Origin of the sequence: Komarekiella delphini-convector SJRDD-AB1 (assembly GCF_014831675.1) — a bacterium.
In the GTDB taxonomy this organism is placed as follows: Bacteria; Cyanobacteriota; Cyanobacteriia; order Cyanobacteriales; family Nostocaceae; genus Komarekiella.
Genome location: NZ_VJXY01000036.1, coordinates 24,939 through 42,227, shown reverse-complemented (window position 1 = coordinate 42,227; position 17,289 = coordinate 24,939). Strand labels below are relative to the sequence as shown.

At 38.1% G+C, this 17,289-nt stretch carries 13 protein-coding genes; 9 read left to right on the top strand and 4 right to left on the bottom strand.

Annotation, left to right across the window (positions count from 1 at the left end; translation table 11 throughout):
- Positions 1 to 288 precede the first annotated feature (288 nt).
- The 9 genes from FNW02_RS25785 to FNW02_RS25745 all read left to right on the top strand — a co-directional run bounded on the left by FNW02_RS25785 (position 289) and on the right by FNW02_RS25745 (position 11,024).
- The gene (locus FNW02_RS25785) at positions 289 to 1,329 is read left to right on the top strand and encodes a glycosyltransferase family 4 protein (protein WP_191760335.1); all 1,041 of its coding nucleotides are present in this window, start codon (positions 289 to 291) and stop codon (positions 1,327 to 1,329) included.
- Positions 1,330 to 1,336: 7 nt separating this feature from the next.
- Positions 1,337 to 2,176 carry a putative nucleotide-diphospho-sugar transferase gene (locus FNW02_RS25780; RefSeq protein WP_191760334.1) on the top strand — a complete coding sequence of 280 codons (840 nt, stop codon included), beginning with the start codon at positions 1,337 to 1,339 and terminating at the stop codon, positions 2,174 to 2,176.
- A 17-nt stretch (positions 2,177 to 2,193) separates the two neighbouring features.
- Positions 2,194 to 3,357 (top strand): glycosyltransferase, encoded by a 1,164-nt coding sequence (locus FNW02_RS25775; RefSeq protein ID WP_191760333.1) that lies wholly within the window; start codon positions 2,194 to 2,196, stop codon positions 3,355 to 3,357.
- A 193-nt stretch (positions 3,358 to 3,550) separates the two neighbouring features.
- Complete coding sequence (locus FNW02_RS25770; RefSeq protein WP_191760332.1) at positions 3,551 to 5,800, top strand: ATP-binding cassette domain-containing protein; 2,250 nt, start codon at positions 3,551 to 3,553, stop codon at positions 5,798 to 5,800.
- A 4-nt stretch (positions 5,801 to 5,804) separates the two neighbouring features.
- Entirely contained in the window at positions 5,805 to 7,058 is a 1,254-nt protein-coding gene (locus FNW02_RS25765) for a glycosyltransferase family 4 protein (protein ID WP_191760331.1), read from the top strand.
- A gap of 82 nt (positions 7,059 to 7,140) precedes the next feature.
- Positions 7,141 to 8,100, top strand: coding sequence for a glycosyltransferase family 10 domain-containing protein (locus FNW02_RS25760; RefSeq protein ID WP_191760330.1), 960 nt, complete (start codon positions 7,141 to 7,143; stop codon positions 8,098 to 8,100).
- Positions 8,101 to 8,103: 3 nt separating this feature from the next.
- Complete coding sequence (locus tag FNW02_RS25755; protein WP_191760329.1) at positions 8,104 to 9,078, top strand: Npun_R2821/Npun_R2822 family protein; 975 nt, start codon at positions 8,104 to 8,106, stop codon at positions 9,076 to 9,078.
- Between the two features lie 4 nt (positions 9,079 to 9,082).
- On the top strand, positions 9,083 to 9,973 hold the full coding sequence (locus FNW02_RS25750; RefSeq protein WP_191760328.1) for an Npun_R2821/Npun_R2822 family protein: 891 nt from the start codon (positions 9,083 to 9,085) through the stop codon (positions 9,971 to 9,973).
- 16 nt (positions 9,974 to 9,989) lie between these two features.
- On the top strand, positions 9,990 to 11,024 hold the full coding sequence (locus tag FNW02_RS25745; protein ID WP_191760327.1) for an Npun_R2821/Npun_R2822 family protein: 1,035 nt from the start codon (positions 9,990 to 9,992) through the stop codon (positions 11,022 to 11,024).
- Between the two features lie 117 nt (positions 11,025 to 11,141).
- On the opposite strand, the gene FNW02_RS25740 is transcribed toward FNW02_RS25745, so the two are convergent.
- From FNW02_RS25740 to FNW02_RS25725, 4 genes are all read right to left on the bottom strand, one after another.
- Positions 11,142 to 12,491, bottom strand: a complete 1,350-nt coding sequence (locus FNW02_RS25740; protein WP_191760326.1) for an NAD(P)/FAD-dependent oxidoreductase — start codon at positions 12,489 to 12,491, stop codon at positions 11,142 to 11,144.
- Positions 12,492 to 12,962: 471 nt separating this feature from the next.
- Positions 12,963 to 13,337, bottom strand: a complete 375-nt coding sequence (locus FNW02_RS25735) for a hypothetical protein (protein ID WP_191760325.1) — start codon at positions 13,335 to 13,337, stop codon at positions 12,963 to 12,965.
- A gap of 52 nt (positions 13,338 to 13,389) precedes the next feature.
- Positions 13,390 to 15,111, bottom strand: coding sequence for an AarF/UbiB family protein (locus FNW02_RS25730; RefSeq protein ID WP_191760324.1), 1,722 nt, complete (start codon positions 15,109 to 15,111; stop codon positions 13,390 to 13,392).
- A 505-nt stretch (positions 15,112 to 15,616) separates the two neighbouring features.
- Positions 15,617 to 17,002 carry an oligosaccharide flippase family protein gene (locus tag FNW02_RS25725; RefSeq protein WP_191760323.1) on the bottom strand — a complete coding sequence of 462 codons (1,386 nt, stop codon included), beginning with the start codon at positions 17,000 to 17,002 and terminating at the stop codon, positions 15,617 to 15,619.
- Positions 17,003 to 17,289 lie beyond the last annotated feature (287 nt).

The following is a 17,289-nucleotide window of genomic DNA, read 5'->3' as shown; positions in this document are numbered from 1 at the left end:
TATACTTTCACTATTATAACTGTACTACTTCATAAATCATGATAGTGTACAACCGTACTTCCACGGTAAATATACCAACTCATAACAAAATTCACCTAGATTTATCAGTAAAATTTCTATAGGAATAACTATAAATATAAAGTTAAATTTATCATATTATTTTATCTTTTAAAGATATCAAATAATTTAATTATCAAGAATCATCAAGATTCGCTTTCAGACGTCAAAGATAATACTATTACATATTTAAAACCAATTTATTTCAATAAACAAAAATGGATTAAAACAATGCATTTTTTAGATAAGCCGTTAATCAAAAATATATGTTTTAAAATTTTCAGCATTGCTAAAGTAAAAGAATATAAATATCCTTATATTTTGGAAAAAGCTAAATCAAAATTTAGCAATTTAATCAAAAATAATCTAGATGATCATCAACTATATGATCTAGTTTTTGTAATTCACGATGCTAAAGGCTGGATACTCGAAGCAATATGCAGAGAAATTGCTACATATTTTCCAGGTAAATATTTTTTTGCATATTCTTTGACCGAGCTACCTCAAGCTAAAGCATACTTTTTTGCTCACTACTCTTTTTTACCTATAGCTTTAAAGCAAAACCCGATTCTTTGGCAAAGCAAGCTACTCGTTTGGTATACACATCCAAAAGATATTGGTAGAAGCAATGAAGAACTTATTTATACGCTAAATCAAAGTACTAAAGTTATATGTACCTGCTCACAATTTGTAGAGTTACTCAAAAACCAAGGGGTAAACAGTAAAAAAACGACATTTATTTTGGGTGGTGCTGATCCTGCAATGTTTCAACCCCATCAACGTTTAAATGGCGCTGTTGGTTTTTGTACAGCATACTATGCTAGAAAATCTCCAGAATTGATATTTAATATTATCAAGTCAATGCCCCATAGAAAGTTTATTCTTTTGGGTAGAGATTGGGATCAATACGAAAGATTTGAAGAACTAATTGCTTTACCAAACTTATCTTATATTCAAGCTCCTTATTCGGATTACCCTAAGTACTATGCTGAGATGGATGTTTTTGTTTCACCTGCGAAATTAGAAGGTGGCCCTATACCTTTAATTGAAGCGATGATGTGTAATATTGTCCCTGTAGCGAGTAGAACAGGATTTGCTCCTGATATCATTAATCATGGAGAAAATGGCTTTATCTTTGATATTGATAGTCCCGGTGAAGTGGTATGTAAATTAATCGACCAGGCTTTTAATATTCCAGCTAATATCAGTAAAACTGTTGAACATTTGACTTGGAAAAACTTTTCTTTGGAAGTGCAAGAACTTTTAAAATAACTATTATATGAAATCAAAAAGAGGCTTTATAACAATTCTGACAGGTCTTTACTCTTTTCAAGATTGTATTCATTTTTTAGCAGCAATTAGGAAATTTCATCAAGAACCAATAATTATTCTAATTGACCAAGTTCCAAAAGTTCTCTATCCTTTACTCAAAGCTTTCAAAAATGTAACTTTAAAGCCAGCCCCGGCGAATGAAAATCCTGTTTTAGCATCACGACACGCAAAACTAGCTCTATATGAAGCTTCTGATTTTGAGCAAACAATTTATCTAGATTCAGATATTTGTTTACTTTGTGATATCAATGATGTGTTTGAGTATTTAGATGAATATGATTTTTTATTAACTGAGGATGTGCAACCTTATATTGTTAAAGCAACAAATTTATTACGGGGAAAGCAACAAGACCTTTTGCCTAATGTTTTACCAATTCTGCAATCTATCGGTCTACCTTTAAAAGAAGATAGTGTGCAATATAATGGCGGTTTTATGGCTTTTCGGAAAACAGAGATAACTAAGTTATTTTTTGATAAATTTAAATACTATTTTGAAATTGTTAAAAATAACCAAGATAAATTACTTTTAAAAGACCAAGGAGCATTTGCTTCTGCGATCGCATCTGTACATCCAAAGATGAAAATATTACCACCTACATACAATTATCTCAGTAAATGGCAGGACGCTTATAATATTCAAGATGAAATTAAAGTACTTCACTGTACGTATCCTTACCGTCCTCAATATGCTAAAAATATTACTCGTTCTTTGTATACAAGGGTTTTTGACAGATTCGCTAAAGTATTTTTGCCGAATCAAGTTACAAATCCTTGGCGCACTAAATAAAAACCAGTGAAAAAATAGTGAAAAAAATTTCAAAAATATCACTGTTAGTTTCAGACTTATCAAGTGCAGCTATTTTGCGTGCATACTTGATAGCAGCAGCCCTCAAAACTTTAGGGCTGGAAGTTGAAATTATGGGATTTTTATTTGGAAAAAACTTATATCGAAATTTACCATCAGAGTTAAATGTTTATCATTTACCTGGCAAAAATTTTCCAGATTTTTTTGGCGAAATGAGAAAACTTTTACCAAAAATAAATGGAGATATAATTTATGCAATTAAACCACAAACAGCAAGCTTTGGAGTTGCATTACTCAAAAAACTATATAGCCAAAAACCAGTCATTTTAGATATAGATGATTGGGAACTCAGCTGGCATGGTGGTGATGATTGGCATTATCATCCTACACTCAAACAATTAGCTAGAGAATTATTAAAATCAGACGGCGCACTCAGAAATCCTTATCATCCTTTATACGTTAAATGGATGGAAGGTTTAGTAAGTCGCGCTGACGCTGTGACTGTGCATACTACATTTTTGCAACAGCGTTTTGGCGGTACATTTGTTCCCAATGGTAAAGATATTTGCTTATTTGATCCTGCTCAATATGAACCTGAATCGAGTCGAATTCGCTATGGTTTATCTGAATATCGTATTTTAATGTTTCCTGGTGCGCCAAGACCTTATAAAGGTTTAGAAGATGTTCTAATAGCGTTAGATAAAATTAATCAACCAGACTTAAAATTGGTGATTGTGGGTGGCAGTCCTTATGATGATTATGATCAGCAACTTCAACAACAGTGGGGACGCTGGATTATCAAACTGCCAAAGTATCCAGCTGATATTATGCCTGATTTAGTAGCTGCTGCTCACATTGTTGTTGTTCCCCAGCGAGATACTCTTGAAACTCGCGCTCAATTTCCCCTCAAGTTGACAGATGGGATGGCAATGGCTAAACCTGTATTATCAACTCGCGTTGGAGATATTCCCAAAATTTTAGGTAATACTGGTTACTTAGTTGAACCTGCTTGTCCTGAACAAATTGCTGAACAAATTCAATCGATATTTCAAGATTTAGAGTCAGCGAATCAGCTAGCTCTCAAGGCAAGAGAAAGATGTGTGGAGCACTACAGCATAGAGGCGATGGCTTCGACGCTCAAGTCAATAATTTCTCGATTATAGATATTGATGGAGGTAATTTATATGTGGAAGTAATGAGATTAACTATTTTGTCAAAGCTTTAAAAGCTAGGATTATGGTAAATTTGTGTTTTAACTAATTTATGAAAATATTTAGTGTTTTGATTTGATGATTAGCTAATTGAACAACTAACTGGTGAATAATATTAATTAATAAGTAAATTTACAAATAGCCAATGTCTACCAGAAAATTACTACTAAGATTTGCTAAACCCTATCCAGGTTTGATTCTATTGACAATATTGTTAGGATTTTCTGGAGCTTTATTTAATGGGGTCAGCACGGCTCTAATTGTACCAGTAGTTTTAAGAATTGTCGGACAAGAAGTAGATTTAAGTAGTGCTCCTACTCTTCTCAAAACAATAATGTCTCCCTTTGATAATATTTCAGCAAATTACCGCACAGGAGTAATGGCTGGAGCTATTATATTCACAATTATTTTAAAAAACTTAGCGGCTTATGCCAGTGCTTTAGCATCGAGTTCTTTAACACGAGCATTGACAGCAGATATGCGAGAAGCCGGACTAAGATTATTGCTAGAAATTGATATAGATTATTACGCCAAAACGAAAGTTGGTGATTTAATTAATCGACTTGGTGGAGAAATTGGTCGTGCAGCCGGCGCTGTAGGTAGTACAGTCAAGCTAGGTATTTTAGGGATTACTATTTTAGTTTTTGTTGGGTTGTTATTGTCAATTTCTTGGCAGCTAACGATTGCTTCAACGATTTTGCTATCGTTAGTAACTTTAATAAATCAGTATGCTATTTATCGCTCTAAAAAGTTTGGTAAACAGCTTAGCGATATGTCTAAAGCATATTCAATTACTGTGCTGGAAACTCTGAATGGAGTTAGGTTAGTCAAAGCAACTGGAAATGAAGAAAAAGAATATCAACGAATTAAGAAATTAATCCGCGATCGCGAAAAAGCAGATTTTCAATCTCAGGTTAATTCGGGAGCGATAACACCCCTGAGTGAAGTCATGGGTATTACAGCTTTACTGCTGATTATACTTTTGAGTAAAATTTTCTTTGCCGACCAAATTACTTCCCTGGCCCCTGTACTTCTAACATATCTATTCTTACTGCTGCGAGTACTGCCATTAATTTCTGAGTTAAATACTATTCGCAGCAACTTTGCAAGTACTGCTACCAGTGTGGACGTAACAAGTGAATTTTTGAGCTTGGATGATAAGCCATTCATGGGTAACGGTAAGCTTCCCTACACGAAATTACAAGAGGGAGTACGTTTTAATTCCCTTTCCTTTGCTTACCCCAGTCATGAAAAGTTGGTGCTCAAAGATGTGAATTTATACTTACCACATGGCACAACCTTAGCTTTAGTAGGCGGTTCCGGTGCTGGTAAATCCACTTTGGCAGACCTTTTACCCAGATTTTACGACCCAACATCTGGCTGCATTACCATTGATGGCATTGATTTGCGCGAGTTTGATGCTGTATCCCTGCGAAAGCGGATGGGAATTGTCAGTCAAGATACCTTTCTGTTCAATGACTCGGTAGGAAATAACATTGCTTATGGACGACCAGAGGCTACCGAGGATGAAATTATCACAGCAGCAAAGCGAGCAAATGCCTATGAGTTTATCAGTAAATTACCCCAAGGTTTTGACACCCTGATTGGCGATCGCGGCGTCATGTTGTCTGGTGGACAAAGACAAAGATTAGCGATCGCTCGCGCACTGCTACAAAATCCAGACATTCTCATACTTGATGAAGCCACCAGTGCTTTAGATACCGTTTCCGAACGCTTAGTACAAGCTGCACTCGATGATCTCAGTCGCGATCGGACAACCCTAGTAATTGCTCACCGTCTTTCTACAGTCCAAAAAGCCGATCAAATTGCTGTATTGGATCAAGGACGGGTGGTAGAGGTGGGAACCCATGAAGAACTTTTACAAAAAGGCGGTTACTACTCACGCCTCTATTCAATGCAATTTGCTGAACGCCCAGAAGCTATTGTTAAACGTAATCAAAGCTTGCTCCGCATCTCTCACGAAATTCGGACGCAGTTGAACTCAATGATTGGGTTTTTACGCTTATTACTTGATGAAATGGTAGACAATTCTCAAGAGCGGCAAGAATTAATTGAAGAATCCTATAAATCAGCCTGGAGAATTCTTAATACCATTGATGTTTTTGATGATGTTGTTAACATGCAGTTGAAAGGTAAATTCCTCTCACTTTCTGAGCAAAATCAGAATATTGCAACCAGTGAATATGAAACATTTAATCATATTTCCGTTGAGTTTAGGACTTGTCTTAATCCCATACTTAGCTCTCTTCGCTCTCTAGCTGATAATTTAATATCTACGCACAACGAACAAAATAAATTAGTTACAGAAACTTATGAAGCTGCTATCTATCTACTCGATAACTTAGAAAAATTTGAGGATAGTATTACTAACTAAATTTATGAAAAATATTGCTTTAAAAAAACACTATGTTTTTTTTATTGGTGAAAATTTGCCCCAGCCAGAAGCTCACTTAGTACAGTCTACAAATGCAGCTAATGCAGCCGCTAACTTAGGATATTCAACAGTTTTGGTATACCCTGATAAAAATTCTAGAGCTATTAAACCAGCTAATTTAGTTCGTCCTTTTCAACCTAGAAAAACTCCAACAGAACTTATCAAATATTACAATCTCCATGACAAGTTAAAAGTTTCTCCCTTACCGATGCCTTGGCCAATTGACCATTTTCAAAGCAAATTCACTGACTCTAACACCATTGCCAGCAAATATTATTTACCATTTCATATACTTCCTACTACCAAACTTGTCCACAGTCGTAACTGGAATTTCGTCAAAGCTGCGATTAAAAATGGCATTCCTGCAATCTACGAACACCATCACCATGAAGATAAACTATTCGAGCCAGAAATTGTTAAAAGTCCGCTGTTTCAAATTGCTGTCACAGTTGTAGACACCATCCGCGAAACCATGATTAAAAATGGCATTCCACCAGAAAAAGTGATTAAGCTGCACAATGGTTTTAACCGCTTATTTATGCAGAGACAACCAGAAAAAGCGGCGGAATGGCGCAAAAAATTACTGATGGAGCGATCGCATTTGATAGTGTATGCAGGAGCGCTACAACAATTCAAGGGTATTGACGTACTAATTGATGTGGCTAGTGAAATGCCAAATGTGCAATTTGTCTGTGCAGGTGGTAAGCCAACAGAAGTCGAATACTATCAGCAATTAGCAAAAGAAAAGCAAGTTTATAATATTACATTTTTGGGCTATGTTTTGCATGATGAGTTAGCATCTTTGCTACAAGCAGCCGATATTTTAGCTCATCCTCATTGTTCAGGAAAGGCAGCAACTTTTACATCTCCCCTAAAGCTGTTTGACTACTTCGCCTCTGGAACTCCCATTGTAGCCACAGAAATTCCCTCATTAATTGAGTTTCAAGATATTCAAGCGTTCACCGGAGGTGTTGGCGTTGGCAAAGCCTCTCGTAGAGAAGCCATCGCTGCTTGGTGTGAGCCAGATAATCCAAGCAAATTCGCCGAATGTCTGAAGCGTGTTTTAAAAACTCATCCCAGAAAAGTAGAGGGTTATCCAGATAGTGTTGAGTTTGTCAAGCAATTTTCTTGGGAAAATAGAGCGGCAAAAATTCTTAGTTACGTCGATGCATCTCTACTTCCCCCACTTATTGCGTAATGGAAAATGGCAAAGATAGAGAGAGCGGAGGAATGGAAATAACTTTTGACTCTTAACAAATGACAAATAACTAATAAATAAAATGAATATAAAAACTATAGGTATGATTAGCAGCTATCGAGGTTTAGAAACTAGAGGCGATTGGCTGTGGCAACAAACCCCCAATCAATTTGGAATTTGGGGCAATATGCAAATGTTAGCACTAGCACCAAAACCAGATTTTTTAATAATGTATCAGTTCGATTTTCCTCAAAAATCGCCACAGAAATCTTGGTTAGATAGTTTTCGCAAACCACAGCAACCATCAGAATTAAACATCGATTCTTTGTTGCGTAATGTCGATAAAGAGCGAATTATTTATTTGCTTAGAGAACCACCTTTAGATGAAATTGTAGAAATAAACAATCAGAATTATCAACAAGCCCAAAAGTATTGTGGTTACGTTTCTGGGCCTGATGATTTTGCTCCCACTTCCGACTATATGCCTGCTATTTGGTATCACTCAAACACCTTTCAGGATTTAAATGAAATGCCATGTCCTCAAAAGGTTGCTCCATGCAGTTGGATTACTTCTGGAATTAGCCGCACGGCTAACCACCGCCAGCGTTTAGACTTTTTGCAGTCTTTACAATCAAGTGAAATTAAGTTTGATTTGTATGGGCGTAACTTACCTGTATGGGCGAAAACATTAGGAGAACTTAGTAATAAGTGGTACGGGATGGCACCTTACTACTACAATCTATCAATTGAAAACTATGCTGATAATAATTGGTATGTGAGTGAGAAACTTTGGGATAGTTTGCTTGCTTGGTGTCTACCAATTTACTACGGTGGGCCGGCTGCTGATAAATTATTGCCACCGGGTAGTTTTTTAAGATTGCCTAGTTTAGATGAAAAAGGCATTGCCTACATAAAAGAAGTGACTGCTACACCTGATGCTTGGTATGCTGCCAAGGATGCGATCGCAGAAGCACGTCAAATTATATTACACAAATTAAATCTGCTTAACTGGTTATCAAATTTTGTTACTCAACACTCATAAATTATGGATGGTATTTGTACGCTTGGTAATGATTATGTTTTTGATCAACTGCTGGCTTTGCTCAACAGTATTGATGTGATATTGGGTAAAGAAACTCCTGTTTGTATCTATCCTTTTGATGACAAAATGCAGCGGATTGCTGATGAAATAGCTAAACGTCCTAATGTAGTTATTTACGATAATCAAGAATCAATTAACCGCTGGGATAAATTTATGCTAGAGGCTAGTCCTGCTAGCATGAACAAAAATAAGTATAGAATTTATGGCGGTCATCGACGCTTTTGTGCATTTGATGGCCCCTTTGATAGGTTTGTTTATCTGGATGCCGATACTCTAGTGATGAATTCACTAGATTTTATTTTTGGAAAATTAGATGAATACGACTGTGTTGTCTATGATTTTCAGTTTAAATATCCAGATAAAGTTTATAACGTCAATTCAGATAAATTACTCCAAGTTTTTGAAGAAACTCGGCTCAAGACTGAAATTTTTTGCTCAGGATTTTACGCTTCTAAAAAAGGTTTATTTGACCAATATAAACTAGAAGAATTATTATCTTACTTGAGAGCAGGCGAGAGGGAAATACTCTATCCTACAGGAGATCAGCCAGTTCTCAACTATATGTTTATGAGGTCTGGCACACCAGTTTATAATCTTGCTCATCACTTACCAAATAATGAAATAACAGGCTGCTCTGTTACTTCTAAACATTTTGAAGAACAAGACAAAATTCTTTATGATAAAGGTGCTCGACTAACTTATCTGCATTATATTGGTATTCCTCCTAACATTAATCAAGCAGTATGTGCTGGAGAAAATATTGAGTTTCCCTATCGAGATTTATTTCTTCACTATCGCTACCTACACGAACCAGAGAAGCGTCCAATCTTTAATAATCCTCCTAAACGTTATGACGCTCCACCACCAAATTTACTTACAAGAGCTTTGCGAAAATTAAAGTTAATTAATCAAGGATAATTTTATGAGTCGGGGAATTTATATAGTTGCTAATGACCGCGTTATTGATAATGCGATCGCTTTACTCAATAGCATTCGCCACTATGACCAAGAAGTGACCGTTTATCTTATCCCTTTTAATGACAACTATCACAAGGTAGCAGAGCAACTTGCCAGTTTACATAATGTGCAAGTTTTCCCAAATCTAGAACTTCTTGATAATTTAACTAAACGCATAGGGGAAATTTTTGATAGAGATTTCCTCGCATTACCTAATAAAATGCGTAAACTTGTGGCATGGTTTGGGCCTTTAGATGAGTTTATTTATATTGATACTGATATTGTCGTTTTTGAAAAAATCGCAGACAATCTAGACAAGCTTTCAGAAGTCGATTTTTTCTGCTGCGATTATCATTATGCTAATGACAAGCTACGAAATGTCTTTTCCCCATTTGTAATAGAGCATCAAATTTTTTCAAATGCCCAATTAGAAGACGTTTTCAACAGCGGCTTTTGGGCTTCGAGAAAGGGAGTTATTACCGAGAAACAGATGGATGAAGCTTTAAGCCAGTGTGCAATGCATCGCGAATATTTTGATTTTTCTGAAGGAGTTACAGACCAACCTATTCTGAATTACCTTGTTTTGAAGCTGATTGCTAAACGTGGTAATCTCGTCAAAATTCCTGGGGGCGGGCCTGGTAGTTGGGCAGGTTCGCAAAATTTTCAACAGCAAGATTACGCTCTCTATGACCGAGGACAACGACTAAAATATCTCCACTGGGCTGGTACGCGGATTAAAGTTGGTAGTCCCTATTGGCAATTGTGGGAACACTATCGTTACCTTCATGAAGGTAAATTTGCCTTCATTCCAAAGCTGACTCGCCGTTTATTTCCCTTTGTTTCTGCCCGTACTTAATATTAGGAGTATCCCGATGACTGATGGTATTTACATCCTAGGTAATGATGTGGTCTATGACCAAGTAGTTGCATTACTCAACAGCATAGAGGCTAATGCTGGTAAAAAAATTCCTATTTGTATAATTCCATATAATGAACGGTTAGACAAGGTGCGAGAAGAGATTGCAGCTAGAGATAATGTGACTTTATTTGAAAACTCTGCTGCTATTACTTATTGGGATAACTTTGCAACTCAGATATGGAAAAATTATCCAAGAGCACAAAAAACTTGGCGAGAGTGGGGTTTCTCTGATTTATATGAGTTACCCATGCACCGCAAATTCTGTGCATTTGATGGCCCCTTTGATAAATTTATTTATTTTGACGCAGATACCTTATTAATGGGGCCAATAGATTATGTATATGAAAAGTTAGATAATTATGATTGGGTAGTAAATGATTTTCAGTATAAGTCTGACTTAAAGTACATTTTTGATGGTTCACCAGAGCTTTTAAAGCAAGTTTTCAATCAAGAAAAATTGCAGTCTCAGATATTCTGTGCTGGTTGGTTTGCATCTAAAAAACATATTTTTTCTCAAGATATGTTAGTAGATATTCTCAACAAATTAGAGGCTGGTGAAGCTGATGTAATGGCTTTAGTAGCACCTGACCAATCTTTATTTAACTACATGGTATTAAGGAGCGGAATTTCATATTATAACTTTGCTTACCATGACTCAGAGAAAGCGACTGGTAATCACTGGAGTTCTAATTTTGATGTGGTAAATAACATCCTTTATGACCAAGAACGGCGACTGACATATCTGCACTTTATGAGTATAGGTGCATCAACCTTTACTCAACTTTGCGCTGGTGAAGATGTCAACGTTCCATACAGAGATGTGTTTTTGCATTATCGGTATTTAACCTCGCCAGAACTAAGACCTCAAAGTTTTAGGGTTGAGAGTCCCTTAATGCGTTTACAAAAGACTACTAGCAGTTTTATTCAGCAAAAAGTCAATAACATTAAGCTCAACTATCGCAATTTCAAGGATAGAATTACTCAATAAACCTCTTATATAAATCAATTTACTGAATAGAATACTCGGAGTGTTCCAGCCTATATGATGTGTTGCTTAGTATGCAAAGGTTGCCTATTTTTTCTTTAGCGATTATATGAATTTAGATCAACGCGACTTTTGAAAAACATCTAACTTTGGTTTTGGAAGCACTTGGCTGTTTTGAATACCAACGTTTTTAGTGGACAGAATCAAGCGAACGGCGCGATCGCGCAATAAATAAGTATGAAGCCAGGTAAGTAATACCAGCAAACGACTGCGGTAGCCAGGAACATATACTAAATGAACTCCTAGCCACATCAGCCAAGCAAAGAAACCTGTAAATGCAAACGCGCCAATTTTTCCAACACCTGAATAACAACCAATAATCGCTAATCTTCCGTTGTTAAAGTAGCTAAAGGGTTTTGGCAATTTACCTCGAAGCTGCCTTTTAATATTTTGTGCTACAGTAACGCCCTGTTGTAGTGCCTCTGGCGCAATTCCAGCTAAGGGTTTACCATTTTTCTCTAGGTATGCAAGATCCCCAATGGCATAGACATGGAGTTGCTCTAACAATTGTAGAGTGGGATGAACAATTAATTTTCCTTTGTTTGCTAAAGCTACCTCCTCTGATGTCGCGGGAGAGTTAGCTTCTAAACCTGCTGTCCAAATTACGGTTGCAGTTGGAATTATTTGGTTGTTTTGAAGATGCACAGATCCTAGAGTTACTTGGTTGACTCTTGTTTGCAAGTAAACTTCTACTCCCAACTGACGTAATCGCTTGTAGGTGTAGATTCCCAACTTCTGTGGGAAATCAGCTAATAAGCGATCGCCTGATTGCACAAGAATCAGCCTGACTTGCCCTAAATCTATTGTTGGATAATCCTGACGTAAGTGACCTCGAAGCATTTCAACGAAGGCCCCGACCATCTCAACACCTGTTGGGCCACCGCCTACAATAGCAAACGTAAGTAGTTGTTGACGTCGTGATGGATCAGATTCCTGGATAGCTTTTTCAAAACAAGAGAAAATATGATTTCGCAATGCTATTGCCTCTTCTAATGTTCTCATTGAAAAGGCATATTCTGATGCTCCAGGAACTCCTAAAAACCGCGTTTGGCTTCCAGTTGCAAGCACGAGAAAGTCGTAGCTGATTACACAATCATCTGTTTCAATGATCTGCGCTGAAAAATCAACTTGTTGAACTTCAGCCATCAAAAACTGAACTTTGGGTATTCGATGCCGTCTCGTTTCTTTAGCATTCCACAGGCAAGAGAATCGCCGTAAAATTGTGCGGATAGGGTAAGCAATGTACTCAGGTTCTAGTTGACCTGTTGCAACTTGATACAACAGCGGTATGAAGGTGTGATAGTTGTTGCGATCAATTAACAATACATCTGCACCAGAATCAGCTAAACATTGGGCAGCTTGCAACCCACCGAATCCAGCGCCAACAATGACAACGCGGCTATTCTTCATCCATCCCCTCTTGATTTAGCTAGCGGGTCAAGTTATACCAATTTAAGAAAAGAATGTGACAGATAGACCATGTCGAGACGTTGCAATGTAACTTCTCTACCAAAGGATTTGTTGCAATCATTAATTGAATCGGTAAACCTCCTACAAAAATAGAGGCTGAAACCATGCAAAATCGTTCCAACCTCATTTTCATTATTCCCCACAAGCGCATCTAATGATGTCTTAATTCATCGGTATTTATCAGTGTTTACACCGAAGTTCAGATCGCTATGCGGGTCTTACTGCCCAACCGTTCTTTCAGAACGGTTGCCTTGTGTCCTTTAGACACAAGGGAGAGGCGCAAGGCTTTGCGCCTCTCGGCAGTGATACAGACCATCGGCGGAAGCCGCCGCTCCGACTTCTCTCTGTGGTTATTTTTTCGCTTATTCGTATTTTTGCAATAAGTCTAATTAAAAGCGTCTTGTCTTATCTCTAAGAGAAAGAATCTAAATCTAAAGATTGCATTCCTCGGCGTTCGGCAAAGGTTAGCATACTTCCCAACTGCAACCAAACTAACAAACAAGTAAGCAGACTAACAGGTAGACCAACTCCTAAAGCTAGCAATGAGGGAAAGCCAAATATCTCTAAACCTGAAGAGAGAAATAAGCAAACACCGCCAGTTATGCCAATAAATGGCACAAACAATTGTTTTAATGAGGAACTTGGTTTAGTAGTTTCGGTACGCTCGCTTGGCCATTTCTGCACAATTACTTTTAAAGTACCAGATAACGCCAAACCAGAAGTTAATGCTGCTAAAAAGCCAACAAGTAATAGAAAATAGGGGGGTTGCAGAGGGAAATAGTACATTAAAACTCCTGAATGATATTAAAACAAGATATGCTATGCAAATTCTGATGTTTTACTTTTTACTTGCTGACTGTCCTGCAAAAGGCACAAGGAAAGTAGCTTTTGGTAAAATAGCTGCTGCGCCTTCTCTAGATAAATCACTTAAAAGCCCGATCGCTAAATTGAATAAACGATTTGGCTGTAAGTCATCTTTAACCAGATTCCACAGACGTTGGACTTCTTCGGTGTGGAGGCGGTCATCTTCAGTAATCGCAAGCACCAACTGACGCCGGAGAAACTTGCCTTCATCCGACAGCAGATATTGAAATCCCATCTGTGCTGTGGGTAAGACATCAAAGTTGCCATCAGTACGAGCGATCGCAATTAAATTTTCTAAACGCTGCCACTGGAATTTACCATTTTTAAATAACACATTGAGTAAGCGCCGCCGCAATTCTGGCGATTCCCCTGTTAGCAACCGTCGTGCTATGTATGGATAACCTACCTCGACAATTTTAAAATTCGGGTTGAGGCTCAGAGCGATACCTTCTTGTGTTACCAGCGAACGAATAATCAAAGCAAACTTTGCCGGAACTCGGAAAGGATATTCGTACATCAACTCCGAGAATTCATCGGTAATAGTTTTGAAGTTAAAATCCTTGACATTTTTACCAATGGCGTTTCCTAGCACCGCTTCTAATGCTGGCACAATTGGGCAAATATTCGTGTCTGGCGTTAAAAAACCCAATTTTACAAAGTCTTCGGCTAAATCCATGTAGTCTTTATTTACAAGATGCACTAAGGCATCCACCAGCGTTTCTTTGGTGTTTTCCTCTAATTGATCCATCATGCCGAAGTCAATGTAAGCCATCCGACCATCGGGTATGGCGAACAAATTGCCGGGATGGGGATCAGCATGGAAGAAGCCGTGTTCTAACAACTGTTGCAAACCCGAAGTAACACCAATTTGGATAATTGCTTCTGGGTCTAAACCTGCTTCTCTGATGCGTTGAGTATCTGTTAGCTTGAAGCCGTTAATCCATTCCAGGGTTAAAACGTGAGTATTGGTGTAACGCCAGTAAATAGCTGGAACTTTGACTTGCGGGTCGTTGCGGAAGTTACTAGCAAATTTTTCGGCGTTGCGACCTTCATTGATATAGTCGATTTCTTCAAATAATTTAGTCCCGAACTCGTCCACAATTAAAGTTAGGTCGTGACCGAGATTCAGGGGCAACCAGGGAGCTAGCCAACCTGCTGCCCAACGCATTAAATACAGGTCGCGTGTCAGAACTGGGCGTAAGTTGGGGCGTTGTACTTTTACAGCGACTTCTTCGCCACTCACCAAACGACCTCGGTAGACTTGACCCAAACTCGCAGCCGCTACTGGCGTCGGAGAAAGTTCGCTAAAACTTTCGTGAATTGGGCGGTCTAGTTCAGTTTCGATCATCTGGTAGGCGATCGCACTATCAAAAGGTGGCAACTGATCTTGCAGCTTTACCAGTTCCTCTAAGAAATCTTTGCGTATGAGGTCAGGCCGAGTAGAGAGGGCTTGACCAACTTTAATAAAAGTAGGGCCGAGGCGGGTGAGCAGTTCTCGCAACTGGATAGCTCGTTTTACCTTGTTCTGCTCAACTTGATCTTGCCATTCGTCCCACTTAAGACTGAGTATAAATCCTGTAAAAGACCAGATAATTCTTAGCAGTCGCCCCCAAGCTTGCCAGGGACGGTAACGATAGTAACGAGCGATCGCGTCTGGATTATACTGCTTTAGCTGAGCAGTTTGATACTGACCCACGCCTTTTTTTGCCTCTTTGACTGGGAATTTTACAATTTTGTTCGTTTATCTCCCGACTAGCAAGCTGTTTGCAAGTGCAGGATAACAATAGTCTTTAATCTAAAACAATTAAAACCTAACCTATTAAAGGAAAGCATTTGAGGCAATTTTTGCCTGCTCATTATTAACTGCTTAGACTTGTCTATCTTTTTCTTAATTATACTTTATAAAACTACAACTACTTATCTAAGTTTTTGATGATTTTATTTTTTCTTAACCATTATTCATATAAATATAAATATTACCTATGTAACCAAGATGAAATAACTAAGTACTAGTAATGATCATCAGCTACATAAGCCAACAGTACTATTACTATCTACTCAAAGAATGATTAACCAACCAAGATTTGATTGTTGATAGATTGCAGCAGCAAATGAGCGATCGCAAACAGAGCGCCAAAAAAATACATAGTTGTAGTTGTGAATCAGAAAGCTAATTCAGGATTGATCTATTTTTATCAGCTTTAAGATTTCAATATTTTAAAATAGCCAACTAAGCTGTTTCTCTCTTTAGTTGATGTTAGTGGAAGCAGTAATAACAAGCAAGACAGGTAACGGACTGAACCGCTGAATGCACTAAAAATCAAAACAGCAACCGAGATCATGTACCAAACAAGTGGTTCAGTATAATTTAGACTACCTACTTCTCTAACAGTGTATAGGTGAAGAATAAAATAGCTAGCTAACGCACAGATTTCAGCCCAGCCATAACCAATCATCCCCAAGCGCGGTACTAGCAAAAACGCACTTCCCGCAAAAATTGCTATGTGAACTAGGTGAAACCAAGTCACCAGAAGATTTTTACACTCTAAATATAGTACTGAGCGATGTAAGTTGAAAATGGCATGGGAAAGATAGCTAACGGCAATAAACGGAAGTACTTGCAGCACCGGATACCAATTTTTACCAAAAACGAGCGTCAAAACCACAGGAGCCACTAGAGAAAACCCCGCCATTGGTAGCCCAACTGCCAGTACTTGCAAACGCATTCCCTCTTGAATACTCTTGCGTATACGAGTTTTGTCATCTCCTAATTTAGGAAGTGCCACCATAGCCAGTCGCCAGGTTACTGTTTTAGCAAAAGAAAGCATCTCAACCAGGCGAATGCATAGAGCCACAAAGGCAACGGCTTCAGCCCCAGCAAAACGTCCCACAATCACAGGATTGACTAACGTACGCAATTCCCAAATCCAAATCGAACTAGCATAGCTTAGTCCATACTCAAGCATTGTCCGAATTAAATCTGGATTCCAGGATAAGCGCAACCGCAGCTTGCTACTAAAGTAATTTAGTGATAATTGGCAAGCTTGCTGTGTGAATAAGCCAAGAACGGGCGACCAAGCACCATATCCATGTAGTGCTAATGGCACTGCTACCAGATAGTAGCTAATTTGGCTAAGTAACTCAATATATGCTATGCGCTGATAGTTTAGGTCACGTTCCAGCTTTACTACCCAAGGCAGATTTAAAGTACTCAGAGGTATAGTTAAAGCCAAAATTCCCACAAGCGGTGCAACTTCTGGAAGCCTGAGCAATTGAGCAATCATCTGTCTGCCTAGCACAAGACCGACGACACAGATAATATTAATGCATAGCAACAAAGTAAAAACTTGATTGTACTCATGTTGCTCTGGATTAGTCTTTTTGCGAAGTAGATAAGCATCCAGACCTGATGGAGCTAAACGGTAAAAGAAGATGACAATACCACTACTTGCTCCAAAAAGTCCGTACTCAGTTGGGCCGATTACTCTAGTAATTAATATCACGCCGACTAAGCTGAGCAATATACCCAAACCTTGACGGATAAGCATGATAAATCCGCCTTTTAAGGCTTGATGGCGTAGTCCCATAATCACTTCCTATATCGAGGGAATTTTTCTAGTGATTGTGTCATATTTAACAGTAAACAGTTAACAGTAAACGGTAAACAGTCAAGATAATTGGGTTTAAGGGGAACCAGTAAGGGGGCACTCACTTCCAACTGAAAACTAATAACCCAAAGCCGATTAATGGCAGGCGCTATCTGACGGGTTTAAATTCCCCACCATACCCCTTGATAACTGTTTACTGTTTACTGTTTACTGTTTACTGATTCCAAATTAGCCAGATATCTCTAATTTTTTAATACCAAACAAGT